This is a genomic window from Xanthomonas sp. NCPPB 2250 (assembly GCF_056725265.1).
On record NZ_CM161520.1, the window covers coordinates 878085 to 891711 of the forward strand.

At 72.1% G+C, this 13627-nt stretch carries 9 protein-coding genes; 4 read left to right on the forward strand and 5 right to left on the reverse strand.

Going from position 1 to position 13627, the window contains the following annotated elements; all coding sequences use genetic code 11:
• Positions 1 to 151: 151 nt before the first annotated feature.
• The 3 genes from AC1PMG_RS03670 to AC1PMG_RS03680 all read left to right on the forward strand — a co-directional run bounded on the left by AC1PMG_RS03670 (position 152) and on the right by AC1PMG_RS03680 (position 3122).
• Complete coding sequence (locus AC1PMG_RS03670) at positions 152 to 943, forward strand: hypothetical protein (RefSeq protein WP_481110703.1); 792 nt, start codon at positions 152 to 154, stop codon at positions 941 to 943.
• A gap of 97 nt (positions 944 to 1040) precedes the next feature.
• Entirely contained in the window at positions 1041 to 1718 is a 678-nt protein-coding gene (locus AC1PMG_RS03675) for a hypothetical protein (RefSeq protein WP_481110704.1), read from the forward strand.
• Positions 1719 to 1868: 150 nt separating this feature from the next.
• Positions 1869 to 3122 carry an MFS transporter gene (locus AC1PMG_RS03680; RefSeq protein WP_481110705.1) on the forward strand — a complete coding sequence of 418 codons (1254 nt, stop codon included), beginning with the start codon at positions 1869 to 1871 and terminating at the stop codon, positions 3120 to 3122.
• 4 nt (positions 3123 to 3126) lie between these two features.
• Here AC1PMG_RS03680 and AC1PMG_RS03685 read toward each other — a convergent pair whose 3' ends face one another.
• Positions 3127 to 4110, reverse strand: coding sequence for an NAD(P)-dependent oxidoreductase (locus tag AC1PMG_RS03685; RefSeq protein WP_481110706.1), 984 nt, complete (start codon positions 4108 to 4110; stop codon positions 3127 to 3129).
• Between the two features lie 263 nt (positions 4111 to 4373).
• Here AC1PMG_RS03685 and AC1PMG_RS03690 point away from each other — a divergent pair, with 263 nt between their 5' ends.
• A complete protein-coding gene (locus AC1PMG_RS03690) occupies positions 4374 to 6356 on the forward strand; it encodes a PEP/pyruvate-binding domain-containing protein (RefSeq protein ID WP_481110707.1) in 1983 nt (660 codons plus the stop codon).
• 208 nt (positions 6357 to 6564) lie between these two features.
• Here AC1PMG_RS03690 and glgX read toward each other — a convergent pair whose 3' ends face one another.
• Genes glgX through malQ form a run of 4 tightly spaced genes read right to left on the reverse strand, consistent with a single transcriptional unit; the run spans position 6565 to position 13540 of the window.
• Positions 6565 to 8730, reverse strand: coding sequence for a glycogen debranching protein GlgX (glgX, locus tag AC1PMG_RS03695; protein ID WP_267109867.1), 2166 nt, complete (start codon positions 8728 to 8730; stop codon positions 6565 to 6567).
• Positions 8731 to 8739: 9 nt separating this feature from the next.
• A complete protein-coding gene (locus AC1PMG_RS03700) occupies positions 8740 to 8946 on the reverse strand; it encodes a DUF2934 domain-containing protein (RefSeq protein ID WP_081613481.1) in 207 nt (68 codons plus the stop codon).
• Between the two features lie 14 nt (positions 8947 to 8960).
• A complete protein-coding gene (treY, locus tag AC1PMG_RS03705) occupies positions 8961 to 11576 on the reverse strand; it encodes a malto-oligosyltrehalose synthase (RefSeq protein WP_481111603.1) in 2616 nt (871 codons plus the stop codon).
• Positions 11573 to 13540: a 4-alpha-glucanotransferase gene (gene malQ / locus AC1PMG_RS03710; protein ID WP_481110708.1), complete on the reverse strand. Its 1968-nt coding sequence runs from the start codon at positions 13538 to 13540 to the stop codon at positions 11573 to 11575. The genes treY and malQ overlap by 4 nt, the downstream gene beginning before the upstream one ends.
• Positions 13541 to 13627: the final 87 nt, after the last annotated feature.

Below are 13627 nucleotides of genomic sequence, written 5' to 3' on the forward strand. Positions count from 1 at the left end.
CGCAAAGCGGACAGGTGTGGATGGAATGGAGACGCTGCCGACGCCAGATCGGCACTCGATTCATTTAAAGATCAATGACTTAAAGGTTGGCACGGCCTCTGCATTATTTCTCCTGCGAGCGGCGCCCCCTTGCCGCTCAGGAGGAACTCCCATGATCCGTCGTAGCGCACTCGCTCTGTCCCTGGTGCTGGCCACCGCCGCTGCTGCCGCCACCGCGCAGGTGCCGGCGCCGCCCGCACCTCCCGCCCCGCCGGCGCCCGGTAGTGTCCCGGCACCGCCGCCGCCGCCCGCGGCCCCCGTCGCTGCCACGCCGGTGCGCGTGGACGGCACCGTCGAGCGTTTCATGCTCAACCCCAACGGCGACGTCGATGGTCTGTGGCTGATGGACGGCACCCAGGTGAGCTTCCCGCCGCACCTGTCGGCCGATCTGCAGGCCGCCGTGCGTCGTGGCGATGCGATCTCGGTGCAGGGCTATCGCCTGGGCAGCCTGCCGCTCCTGCAGGCCAGCACCATCACCGCGCGTCGCAGCGGCAAGCAGGTGGTCGACCGTCCGCCGAACCCGATGACGCCGCCGCCGGCACCCCCGGCACCGCCGGCCCTGACTCCGCTGCAGGCCGATGGCCGCATCGAGCGGCTGGTCTACGGCCCGCGCGGCGACACCGCCGGCGTGCTGCTCAGCGACGGCACCGTGGTGCGCATGCCGCCGCACGCCGCCCTGCAGTACGGCGAGTTGCTGCGGCCGGGCGCGCGCCTGAGCGTCAACGGCTTCGGCGTGCTGACCCAGGTGGGTCGCTCGGTGGAAGCCACTCAGGTCGGCCGCGACCGCAACTCGCTGCAGGCGGTGTTCGCGCCGCCGGCCCCGCCTGCGCCGCCGGCGGCTCCGCCGCCGCCGGGCGCGCCGGGTGCGCCGGCCGCCCCACCGCCGCCGCCGGCCCCGCGTTGACCCGGGCGCTGCTCCATCGCGCCTGACCCCTGCGCCCGCCGTTCGCGGCGGGCGCTGCCGGCCCCCGCCGGCATCCCTTGTTCGTCTGGAGAATGCAATGCATTGGGTCGATCCCGATTCCCTGCCGGAAACCCGTGGCACGCTCGCGCGCTTCCTGCTCAACCCCAAGGCCGACGTCGACGGCCTGCTGTTCGACGACGGCACCGAAGTGCACACCCCGCCGCACCTGTCGGCGCAACTGCTGAAGGCGCTGCGTCCGGGCGCCGGCCTCGGCGTGCGCGGACTCAAGCCGCGCGGCGCCGATGTGCTGGTGGCGCTGGCGGTGGATCCGGACGGTGCCGCGCGCATCGTCGACGAAGGCCCGCATGCCGGTCCGCACAAACCCAAGCCCAAGCCGCCGGCCAAGCCCAAGCCCGCGCAGAACGCGGTGCGTCACGCCGGCACCATCGCGCGGCTGCTGCACGGCCCGCACGGGCAGGTGCATGGCGCGCTGCTGGAGGACGGGCTGATCGTGCGCTTCCCGCCGCACGCGGTGCCGGAATCGGCGCGCTGGCTCGCCGCCGGCAAGCCGCTGGCGGCGCAGGGCGAACTGCTGGAGTCCGCGCATGGCCAGGTGCTGCATGCGCAGGCGCTGGGCGCCAGCGACGCGACGCTGCAGCCGCTGAAACCGAAGCCGCCCAAGCCTCATCACAAGCCGTTGCACGCGCATGCGGATGATGCTGCGCCGAAGGACGGGCCCAAGCCGAAACCGAAGCCCAAGCCCAAGCCCCACTGAGTCCCGAGTCGTCGCGGCGGTGTGCCCCTGGCCACCGCCGCGCCTGTGTTTCCGCCCGCTCATCCAGGACACCGTCATGCCGCCCATCGCGCCTGCGCAGCACCACGTTCTCCTGTCCTTGTCGTCGCCCGCGTCGCCGGCGGTGCGCGCATGAGCGGTGCCGGCAAGCGCCCGCGCGGCACGCGCGCGCTGGAAGCGCTCAACTTCACCATGGCCGACGTGCAGGACGGGCTCGGCCCGTTCCTGAGTGTGTTCCTGCAATCCAAGGGCTGGTCGCTCGGCGCGATCGGCTCGGTGATGACCGCCGGCGGCATCGTCGGCATGCTCGCCACCACGCCGGGCGGCGCGCTGGTCGATGCGACCAAGCGCAAGCGCAGCATCGTGGTGGTCGGCTGCAGCATGATCCTGCTGGCCTCGGCGCTGCTGTGGTGGTCGCCGACCCTGCCCGGCGTCATCGCCGCGCAGGTGATGACCGCGCTCGCCGCCGCCGCGCTGGGGCCGGCCCTGTCCGGCATCACCCTGGGCCTGGTGCGCCAGGCCGGTTTCGATCACCAGATCGCGCGCAACCAAGTCGGCAGCCACGCCGGCAACGTAGTGGCCGCGGCGCTGGCCGGCTTGCTCGGCTGGAAATTCGGTTTCGGCGCGGTGTTCGTGCTGACCGGCTGCTTCGGCGTGCTTGCCATCATTTCGGTGTTGATGATTCCGCGCGACGCCATCGATCATCGTGCCGCACGCGGCATGGCCGAGACGGAGGACGAGCATGGCGAGCACGTCAGCGGCTGGTCGGTGCTGCTGACCTGCAAGCCCTTGCTGGTACTGGCCGCGGCGCTGGCGCTGTTCCATCTCGGCAATGCGGCGATGCTGCCGCTGTACGGCATGGCCGTGGTGGCCGCGCACCAGGGCGACCCGAACGCGCTGACCGCCACCACCATCATCGTCGCCCAGGCCACCATGGTGTTCGCCTCGCTGCTGGCGATGCGCCTGATCCGCGTGCGCGGGCACTGGTGGGTACTGCTGCTGACCTTCCTGGCGCTGCCGCTGCGCGGACTGATCGCCGCCAGCGTCATCCACACCTGGGGCGTGTTCCCGGTGCAGATCCTCGACGGCGTCGGCGCGGGCCTGCAGAGCGTGGCGGTGCCGGCGCTGGTGGCGCACCTGCTGCAGGGCACCGGCCGGGTCAACGTCGGGCAGGGCGCGGTGATGACGATGCAGGGCGTCGGCGCGGCACTGAGTCCCGCACTGGGCGGCTGGATCGCACAGGGGTTCGGCTACCGCGCCGCGTTCCTGCTGCTGGGCGGCATCTCGCTGCTGTCGCTGGCGTTGTGGGTGGGCATGCGCAAGCACCTGGTGACGGCGAAGCGCGAGCGCGCAGCCGACGAACCGGTGCCGCCGCTGCCGGCTTAAGCTCTCAGCCCGGTGCCACTCCGGGAACCACCTCGCAGGCGATTCCTGCGGCGGCCAAGTGCGCCGCCAGCGCCGCGTGCGGCGGCTGTCGGAACGCATCGCCCGGCAGCAGGCTGACCACGCGCTGCCCGGCCTGCGCCTGTTCGACCAGCAGCGCCAGGTGCGCTGCCGGATCGTCCGGCAGCGGCTGGCGGCTGGCATCGCGGCGCGCCAGGCTCAGCACTGCCGCGCTCACTTGCGCACCTACCAGCAGCAGGTCGGCCTGATTGAGCGCACGCAGCGCCTTCAGCGTCAGCGCGCCGGGATCGCCGCTGCCGGTGCCGACCAGCCACACGCTGCCTTGCCGCGGTACCTCGTCGCTGCGCTGCAGGCTGTCGGCGAAGGCCTGTTCGGCAGCATCGCGCTGACCGCTCTGCAGCAGGGTCTGCACCGGCCCCTCCAGTACCTGTTCGAACCAGCGCCGGCGCTGCGCCAGCTCCGGCAGGCGCGCGCGGATCGCGGCGCGGTGGCGCGCGAACAGCTGCGCCAGTTCGGCGTAGGAATGGTCCAGTTCGGTTTCCCAGCGCTCGCGCAGGCGTCGCGCCAGCATCGGCGCCGCGCCGCTGGAGGAGATCGCGATCAACAGCGGGTCGCGGTCGATGATCGCCGGCACCTGGAACGTCGACAGTGCGGCGTCGTCGACCACGTTGACCCACTTGCGCCGCGCCCCGGCCTGTTCGGCCAGTTGCCGGTTGAACGCGTCGTCGTCGGTGGCGGCCACCACCAGCCAGGCATCGTCCAGCCACTGCGGGTCGAAGGCGCCGTCGGCGCGCTGCAGGCGGCCCTGCGCCAGCCACTGCGCCACGGTGGGGTTGAGCGCATGCGCGTACACCAGCACGTCGGCGCCGGCGTGCAGCAGCGCCTCGATCTTGCGCATCGCCACCTCGCCGCCGCCGACGACCAGCACGCGGCGTCCGGCCAGGTCGGCGAACAGGGGATACAGCGGCATGCGGACTCCTTGCTGGGGCGAAATGCGTCAGCTCGCGGCAGGCATGTGGCGGGGCCGCACGCGACTGCGCAGCGTTCTGTCGGTCAACGATACCGAAAGGTCGGTCGGGTGGAGCTGTCCGCAGCGGCTGTCATTCTCCCCCGTCATCCCAACGGCCCGCGGCGGCAGCAAACGCCGGGCCATGCCCGGCAACGCCTGGCCGCGCAGCCAACGCGCAGGCGCTGGCGTATGATCCGCGCTCGTCGCCCTCCCGAACCGGCATCATGGATCGAGCCCGTCCGTCCCTTTCGTGGCCACGCGTGTCGGCGTGGTGTGTCCTTTTCGCGCTGCTGTGGCAGGTGGCGCCCGCTCCGGCGCAGACCGCGCGCAAGCCGTCGGCCTACGAGCAACGCCCGGGCAGCAACGCCGCCGTGCAGCCGGCGACGGGGCCCGATTCCCTGCCGCGCCTCGACAGCCGTGCGCAGTTCCTGCAGCTCGCGCGGATCTACAACGCCGGCACCGCGCTGGAGCTGCCGCATCTGCTGTTCGTGATCGACCGGCAGCGGGGCGGGCGCGTCTACTACCTCAACACCCCGCGCTTCCCGCTGCACGAACAGTTCGTGCGCCAGCGCCTGGCGCCTGGCATGGGCAAGGCGGCGCTGAAGGCGCAGTACCGCGATCCGCAGCGTCGCTTCCTGTTCGGGACTCTGAGCTGGCAGCAGGATCTGCCGGGCTACACCTACGAGTTCTGGGAGGGCGACGTCCTTACCGCACCGTTGTTGCAGCAGACCGACGCCGCCTTGCGCGCGTCGTTCTTCGACACGCTTCGGTTCAAGACCAACTCCACGCTGCACGAACAACTGGCCCGCAGCGCCGGGTTGGCGTTCGTCACCCAGGAGGCGCTGCTGCGCGAGCAGCGCTTCCTGCCGCTGAACACCGGCCATGCCGAGGGGCGGCTGCGCATCGTGCGCTCGGAGGCGCAGTTCCGTACCCTGTCGCCGCGCGACATCCCGGTACTGGACGAGGTGCCGATCGCGTTGGCGCCGGTCGCCGGCCTGGTCACGCAGCGCCCGTCCACGCTGCTGTCGCACGTCAACCTGCTGGCCAAGGGCTGGGGCATTCCCAACGTGTACGTGCGCGATGCGCAGGCGACATTGCGCCAGTACGACGGGCGCTGGGTGCAACTGGATGTCACCCACAACGACTACCGGGTGACACCGCTGGCGGGTCCGCCGGCGGCCGCACCCGCTGCCGCTCCCCGCACCGCGGCCCGCGCGCTGCCGCGTCCGGACCTGAGCGTGGCCGCGCTCAAACCGCTGGCGGCGCTGCGCGCCCGCGACAGCCGCGCCTGCGGGACCAAGGCGGCCAATCTCGGCACGCTGAAAGCGGTGCTGCCGCCGGCCGCGCGCGTGCCGGACGGCTTCTGCATTCCGTTCGCGTTCTACCAGGCAACGCTGCAGCGCCTGCAGGTCGACCAGCGCCTGCGCGACCTGCAGCGCCGCCCCGGCTTCGCCACCGACGTGGAGGTGCGCCGCGCCGCGCTGGCGGCGCTGCGTGCCGAGATCGCCGACGCCGCGCCCGATCCCGCCTTCGTGCGCGCGCTGGAGGCGCAGTGGCAGGCGCAACTGCACGGCGCCGGCGTGTTCGTGCGCAGCTCGTCCAACTCCGAGGATCTGCCCGGCTTCAGCGGCGCCGGCCTGTATACCACCGTGCCCAACGTCACCCGCGCCGACGCACTGGCCAAGGCGGTGCAGACGGTGTGGGCGTCGGTGTACAACTTCGAGGCCTACGAAGCGCGCGCCGCCGCCGGCCTGCCGCAGGACGCGGTGGCCATGGCGGTGCTGGTGCAATTGGCCGCGCCGTCCGACAGCTCCGGGGTGATGATCACCCGCGATCCGTTCGATGCCGCGCGCCGCCATGTCACCTACATTTCGGCCAAGCGCGGCCTGGGCATCCGCGTGGTCGAGGGCAAGCGCCAGGCCGAACAGGTGATGTATTCGAGCTGGTCCAGGGCGGTGCAGGTGCTGAGCCGCTCGGCCGAGGACACCCAGCTCGTGGCCAACGCCGCCGGCGGCGTACGCGAGGTGCCGATCGTCGGCACCCGCCAGGTACTGACCGATGCCCTCATCGCGCGACTGGCCAAGGTCGGCGCGATGACCAAACAGGCGCTGGGCGGCGCCGACCAGGACATCGAGTGGGCGGTGGTCGGCGACGAGGTGGTGATCCTGCAGGCGCGGCCGTATGTGGAGCGGGGTGGGCGCCAGTGAACCACCCTCACGTTGCTGCCGAAGGCGTTATCGGCCCGGTTGCTTGCGGTGTGCGGCCAGCGCGGCGCGGCGGTATCTGAGTTCCATTGATCTCTGGTCGCGGCTGAAGCCGCTCCTACAGAAGGCGGACGTTGCGAGCTGTCATTCGTAGGAGCGGCTTCAGCCGCGACCCCCAGCGCCCGGCAGATCGCCAGGCGCTCCCATCGGCTCACGGCGTCGGCGCATCCGCATTGCGGTGATGCGCGGCCGTGGACTTGCTGTCGCGCTCGGCGGCCAGCAGGGTCAGCGAGCGGCCGATGCCGTGCCATTGCGAACCGCCGGGAAGGCCGTGTTCGCCGTTGCGTTCGGCGGTGTCGATCAGCACGCGCCAGTGTTCGCCTTCCACCAACGGTAGGGTGAACGGCACGTCCTCGACCGCGCCGTTGACGATCATCAGCAGGGTCACGTTCGATGCAGCCTGGCGCAGGCCGCTGGATGGGGCGCGGCCGTCCAGGCGCATCATCAGCGCGCGGGCGTGCGGGTCGTGCCAGGAGGCTTCGGTCATCTCCTCGCCGTCCGGGGCCAGCCAGGTCACGTCCTTGATGCCCAGTTCCTCGTCGTAGACGCCATCGAAGAAGCGCGCGCGGTGCAGCAGCGGGTAGTGCGCGCGCAGGTGGGTCAGGCGCGAGACGAAGGCGCTGAGCTGGTGCGCGCGCGGGCCGGCTTCCCAGTTCAGCCAGGTCAGTTCGTTGTCCTGGCAGTAGGTGTTGTTGTTGCCGCCCTTGCTGCGGCCGAACTCGTCGCCGGCCAGCAGCATCGGCGTGCCCTGCGACAGCAGCAGGGTCGCCAGCATGTTGCGCATCTGCCGCAGGCGCAGCGCGTTGATCTGCTCGTCGTCGGTCTCGCCTTCCACGCCATAGTTGGCGGAGATGTTGTTGTCCGAGCCGTCGCGGTTGTGCTCGCCGTTGGCCTCGTTGTGCTTGTGCGCGTAGCTGACCAGGTCGTGCAGGGTGAAGCCGTCGTGGGCGGTGACGAAGTTGACCGAGGCGGTGGGGCGGCGGCCGCGGTGGTGGAACAGGTCGGCCGAGCCGGTCAGGCGCGTGGCCAGTTCCGCCAGCTGGCCTTCGTCGCCGCGCCAGAACGCGCGCACGTTGTCGCGGAACTTGTCGTTCCACTCCGACCAGCCCGGCGGGAAGCCGCCGACCTGGTAGCCGCCGGGGCCCACGTCCCATGGCTCGGCGATCAGCTTGACCTGGCTCAGCAGCGGGTCCTGGCGGCAGGCGTCGAGGAAGCCGCCCTTGGGATCGAAGCCGTGGTGCTCGCGGCCGAGGATGGTGGCCAGGTCGAAGCGGAACCCGTCCACGTGCATCTCCGACACCCAGTAGCGCAGCGAGTCGTTGACCATGCGCAGCGCGCCGGCATTGGTCAGGTCGAAGGTGTTACCGGTGCCGGTGTCGTTGATGTAGAAGCGGCGGTCCTCGGCCAGGCGGTAGTAGCTGGCGTTGTCGATGCCCTTGAACGACAGCGTCGGCCCCAGCTCGTTGCCTTCGGCGGTGTGGTTGTAGACCACGTCCAGGATCACTTCCAGCCCCGCGCTATGCAGGCGCGCCACCATCTGCTTGAACTCGGACACCGTGCGCGTGGCCATGTAGCGCGGGTGCGGGGCGAAGAAGCCGATGGTGTTGTAGCCCCAGTAATTGCGCAGGCCCTGCTTGAGCAGGTATTCGTCGTCGACGAAGGCGTGCACCGGCAGCAGTTCCACCGCGGTCATGCCCAGGCGCTTGATGTGCTCGACCACCTCGTCGACCTTCAGCCCGGAGAAGGTGCCGCGCCAGGCCTCGGGCACCGAGGGGTGGCGCATGGTGGTGCCGCGCAGGTGGGTCTCGTAGATCACCGTGCTGTCCCACGGCGTCTGCGGGCGCTGGTCCTTGCCCCAGGTGAAGGCCGGATCGATCACCGCGCACTTGGGCATGTAGGCGGCGCTGTCGCGGCGATCGAAGCTGAGGTCGGCATCCTTGTGGCCGATGGTGTAGCCGAACAGGGCCGGCGCCCATTTCAGTTCGCCGACCAGTTGCTTGGCGTAGGGATCGAGCAGCAGCTTGTTGGGATTGAAGCGGTGCCCGGCGTCGGGCGCGTACGGACCATACACGCGGTAGCCATAGAGCTGGCCTGGGCGCGCGTCGGGCAGGTAGCCGTGCCAGATCTCGTCGGTGTACTCGGGCAGCGCGATGCGTTCGATCTCGCGGCCGCGATCGTCGAACAGGCACAACTCCACCTTGGTGGCGTGCGCCGAGTACAGCGCGAAGTTCACCCCCAGGCCGTCCCAGGTGGCGCCCAGCGGATACGGCAGGCCCTCGCGGATACGCGAACGGCGGGTGAGCTTGCGCACGGGCATGAAGGATCCTTAGGAAGAAGTGCTGCCGTTGCCGGCGCTGCGTCGCGGTTGCGACGGCGGCAGCGCCTCGGCATCGGCTTCGGCGGCCGCTTCCGCGGCCACCAGGCGTTCGGCCATGGCCCAATGGCGGGCGGCGTGGCCGTCGGGTCGCCCTTCGGCTTCCCAGATTTCGTGTGCGAGTTGGCGGATGCGGCGTTGGCGTGTTTCTGCGTCCATGGCTTCTTGCGAGATCAGGGGGAGGCGACCAGCACGGCCACCGGGAACTCGGCGAACAGCGCCGACACCGCAATGGCCGACGTCGCGTCGACGGTAGCACTGGCCAGCACCGGACGATACTGTGCCTGCGGCAGTGTCAGAACCGTGTTACGCCAATCGAACTGCGCCCGCAGCGGCGCGTCCGGCCGCAGCGCCTGCGCGGCGGCGCCCAGCCGCGGTACCACCACCACCAGCGAGGCGCCCTCGTGTTCGCGCACGAAGCCGAGTACGTGTTGGGCCTGCGGGCCCTGCGCCTGCAGCGGCGTGTAGCGGCCGTGCGCGAACAGGTCCGGATGCGCGCGCCGCAGCTGCAGCAGCTGTGCGGTCAGCCAGGCCTTGACGTGGCCGCTGTGCCAGTCCTGCAGCAGTGCGTCCGGCGCGGTGGCATCGCGCAGCCAGGCCTGGCGCAGCGCGTAGTCCACCGGGCGGCGGTTGTCCGGATCCACCAGCGACAGATCCCAACCTTCGCTGCCCTGGTACAGGTCGGGCACACCGGGCAGGGTCAGGCGCAGGGTGGTCTGCACCAGGCTGTTGAGCGCGCCGGCCGGGGCCAGCGCCGCGGCCGCCTGCGCCAGCGCCTCGCGCAGCGCGGTGCCGGCCGGCTGCAGCAGCGCCGCGTCGAGCAGGGCGCGCGCATTGCGCTCGTAGTCCTCGTCCGGCCAGGTCCAGTGGGTGCGCAGCTTGGCTTCGCGCGCGGCCTTGAGCTGCCAGGCGCCGATGCGCTCGGCGTAGTCGCGCAGGCCATCGGCGTCGTCCACCGCCAGTTCCAGCGGCCACGCCGCCACCAGCATCTGCCAGAGCATCAGCAGGTCGCCGGGCAACGGCGCGGCGCTGCCGGCCGGCAGCAGGTCGGCCGACAGCGCCTGGAAGCGCGCCACCTGCGCCTCCCACCACGGCGCCTGCGCGCTGAGCGCGGCCAGCCGCATGCGCACGTCTTCGCCGCGCTTGTGGTCGTGGGTGGCGGTGGCCAGCAGCGCGCGCGGATAGTGCTCCGCGCGTCGTGCGTTGGCTGCGTGGAATTCGGCCGGCGTCAGCGCGAACACGTCCGGCTCGCTGCCGACCTCGTTGCGCGAGAGCAGCACGCCGTGGCGGTAGAAGGAGGTGTCCTCCACCGACTTGGCGTTGAGCGGTGCCGACAGTTGTTCCAGGCGCCGGCGTACGATCCGCCGCAGCGCCACCTGCGCCTTGCCGGTGCCGCGGCCATCGCGGCTCCAGCGTTCGATCGCGTCGATCGCCGCGCACACCCGCGGCTCGGCGCCGACGCGCGCGCGCTGCGCGGCCTGGGCCAGTCGGGCGGCATCGTCGTCGTCCAGGCCGTCCGGTCTGGCATAGGTGCGGTACACCTCGAAGTGCCGCAGCAAGGCCATCAGCCCGCGCGCCAGCATCTGCGGGCTGAACTCGCGGGTGAGCGGATCCAGGTGCGCGGCGGCGCCCAGCGCCTGCACCGTGCGCACGAACTCGGCCTGCAGAGATCCCTGCAGGATCTCGTCGCGCGCGGCGCGTTGTTCCTGGCCGAAATCGCCGCTGCGCCCGCTCCAGCGCTGCCACAGGGCGGTCAGCGGCGCAGCGCCGGCCGGGTCGTGCAGCACCGCGGCGACCTGGTCCATGAAGTCGTAGCCGGTGGTGCCATCGCAGGGCCAGTCGCTGCGCAACTGCTCGTGCGGCGCCAGGATCTTTTCCAGGTACAGGGCGACGCCGCCCGGGGCGATGCCGCGGCGGCGGCCGGCGCGGTCCAGTTGCGTGCGCAGCCGCTGCACGTAGCCGGTGGGGTCGGCCAGGCCGTCGACGTGGTCGACCCGCACGCCATCCAGATGGCCTTCGGCGACCAGCCGCAGCGGCAACTCGTGGACCGCGGCGAACACGTCGTTCTGCTCCACCCGCAGCGCCGCCAGCGAAGTGATGTCGAAGAAGCGGCGGTAGTTGAGCATGTCGTTGCCGACCCGCCACCAGGCCAGGCGATAGCACTGGCGTTCGATCAGTCGGTGCAGGGCGTCGTCGCCCAGCCGTGCGGCGTCGTTGAGCCGCGCCGCCCACGCCGGGCGTGCGCTGGCCGGTTCCTGGGCGATGGCGCCGTCCAGGCGGATCGGGAAGCGCTGGTCGTGGTGCAGCAGGACCACGCTGCCGTCCTCGGCCACCTGCAACTGCAGCGCGCCTTCGCTCAGCGCCTGCGCATAGGGGCGGTCCAGCACCGGCAGCCACAGCTTGCCTTCGCGCCCGGGCGCGCGCCAGTCGATGTCGAACCAGCCGGCATGGCGGCTGCGCCGGCCATGGGTGAGCACGTCCCACCACCACGGATTGCTCGGGTGGGTGGCCATGTGGTTGGGCACGATGTCCAGGATCAGGCCCATACCGTGGCTGCGCGCGCGCTCGGACAGGTGCAGCAGCGCCGGCTCGCCGCCGAGTTCGGGATTGACCTGGCGCGGGTCGGTGACGTCGTAGCCGTGGGTGGAGCCGGGCACGGCGGTGCCGATCGGCGACAGGTAGAGGTGGCTGATCCCCAGCCCGGCGTAGTACGGCACCTGCGCGGCGGCATCGAGCAGGGTGAAGTCGGCATGCAGCTGCAGGCGGGCGGTGGCCCGCAGGGGAATCATGCGCATGCGTCGGCTCCTTGCGCGGCGGTGGCGGTGGTCTGGCGGGTCTGGGCGAAGGCGTCCAGGCGCGTGGCGAGGGTGGCAGCGGCGGCCGCCGCGTCGGGTGCCGGCAGGCGCCGGCGCCAGTTCGGATGGCCGTCGACGGTGCCGGGCAGGTTGGGTTGCTGGTCCAGGCCCAGCGCGTCCTCGGCCGGCAGCAGCGCCAGCGGCGACGGCGTGGCGGCGACGAAGCGCAGTGCGCCCAGTTCCGGGTCGGCGGCCTCCGCGGGCGGCAGCGCGGCGGCGACCGCCTGGTCCATGCGCGCGACGTCGTCGTTGCGCGCCTGGTGGTCGGCGTGTTGCTGCGCGGCGTCGCTCAACTGCAGGCGCCGGCGCCAGTCGATGTCCTCGCCGCGGCGCCAGCCGCGCAGGGTCGGCAGGTCGTGGGTGGTGGTGGTGGCAAGCGCGTCGGGGCGCCACTGCGCCGGCGGCAGGAACGCGCCGTCGCGGTCGCGGGTGAACAGCAGCACGTCGATGCCCATCACCCCGCGGCGCGACAGTTCCGCGCGGATGCCGTCCGGCACCACGCCCAGGTCCTCGCCGATCACGATCGCGCGGTGCCGCCAGGACTCCAGCGCCAGCAGGCGCAGCAGGTCGTGCAGCGGATAGCGCAGGTACACGCCGGTGGACGAGGGCGCGCCGCGCGGGATCACCCACAGCCGCAGCAGGCCGAGGATGTGGTCGATGCGCACGCCGCCGCGATCGCGCATCACCGCGCGCAGCAATTCGATGAACGGCGCGAAGCCGGTGGCGCGCAGCGCGGTCGGTGCATAGCCGCAGATGCCCCAGGCCTGGCCATCGCCGTTGAACGCGTCCGGCGGTGCGCCCAGTTCCAGCCCCTGCAGCACCGCCTGCGGCCAGGCGGCGGCCTCGGCGCCGTGCGCGTCGAAGCCCACCGCCAGGTCGGCGATCAGGCCGATGTCCATGCCGTCGGCGCGTGCCTGCCGCTGCACGTCGGCCCAACTGCGCGCGGCCAGCCATTGCGCGAAGCGGTGCAGGCCCGGATCGGCATCGCCGAAGTCCTGCGCGGCGAACGCCGCGTGCGCGTGCAGGGCGCTGCCGCCCTCGCGTTCGAACGCGGCCAGGTCGGCGTGCAGGGCGGCATCGGCCTGAGCGAAGTCGGCATGCAGTTGCCGCAGCCACTGCCACTTCAAGGCAGCGCAGGCTGGCCAGTCGATCAGCGGGCGGGCCTGCGCCTCGGCGAAGGCCTGCGCCAGCCCGGCCGTCTCCAGCGCGCGCTGCGCGGCAGCGGCACCGAGCACGCGCGCCGGCGCTGCCTGCAACGGATCGAGGAAGCGGCGATCGCTGGGCGAGTAGGGGCTGTAGTGCGAACCGATCGGTCGCGCCGCATGCACCGGGCTCAGCGCGATGGCATCGCCGCCAGCTGCGGCGATGCGCGCGGCCCAGGCGGCGGTGCCATCGGCGTCGCCGATGCCGGCGTCGTAGGCCCCCGGCGCCGAGTACACCTGCAGCGACAGGCCCCAGCGCCGCGGCTGCCCCGCGCCCACCGCGTCGGCGACGCCGTAGCAGCGTGGCGGCGCCACCGCCAGGGTGGTGCGGCGGTCGCCATGCTGCAGGGTCCAGTAACCGGCGGTATCGGGCGCGACGAGGCGGCCCTGCGCGTCGCAGTGGCCTTGCAGTGCCTGGCCGTCTTCGCTGTCGAGCCGGTACGCCGTGCCGGGCGCGGCGCCGATTTCGACCGGCGCGCCGACGTCGGCGGTCAGCAGCGGCGGCAGCGCGGCATCGGCCTGCAGCCGGCGCAGGCTGTCGCGGCAGGCGGCGGCGTCGCGCGCGTCCAGGCCCAGTGCGCCGAGCACATGGCGCAGGGTGTCGTCGCCGACCGTGCGCGGCGTGTCGCTGGCATCGATCCAGTCGACCAGCAGGCCGGCGGCGTCGGCCAGGGTGTGCAGGGAAGTGTCGGTCATGGGCAGGGCAAACCGGGCAGCAAGGCGAAAGAGGGATCCGCCGCGGTCCCGCCCGCACGCGCCGGCAGCGCGTGCGCGGCGGTGGGC

Coding starts and splice junctions, on each gene's coding strand:
- glgX (WP_267109867.1), bottom strand. CDS start 8,730: ATGCCCGTGCGCAAGCTCACCCGCCGTTCGCGTATCCGCGAGGGCCTG.
- treY (WP_481111603.1), bottom strand. CDS start 11,576: ATGATTCCCCTGCGGGCCACCGCCCGCCTGCAGCTGCATGCCGACTTC.
- AC1PMG_RS03680 (WP_481110705.1), top strand. CDS start 1,869: ATGAGCGGTGCCGGCAAGCGCCCGCGCGGCACGCGCGCGCTGGAAGCG.
- AC1PMG_RS03685 (WP_481110706.1), bottom strand. CDS start 4,110: ATGCCGCTGTATCCCCTGTTCGCCGACCTGGCCGGACGCCGCGTGCTG.
- AC1PMG_RS03690 (WP_481110707.1), top strand. CDS start 4,374: ATGGATCGAGCCCGTCCGTCCCTTTCGTGGCCACGCGTGTCGGCGTGG.
- malQ (WP_481110708.1), bottom strand. CDS start 13,540: ATGACCGACACTTCCCTGCACACCCTGGCCGACGCCGCCGGCCTGCTG.
- AC1PMG_RS03670 (WP_481110703.1), top strand. CDS start 152: ATGATCCGTCGTAGCGCACTCGCTCTGTCCCTGGTGCTGGCCACCGCC.
- AC1PMG_RS03700 (WP_081613481.1), bottom strand. CDS start 8,946: ATGGACGCAGAAACACGCCAACGCCGCATCCGCCAACTCGCACACGAA.
- AC1PMG_RS03675 (WP_481110704.1), top strand. CDS start 1,041: ATGCATTGGGTCGATCCCGATTCCCTGCCGGAAACCCGTGGCACGCTC.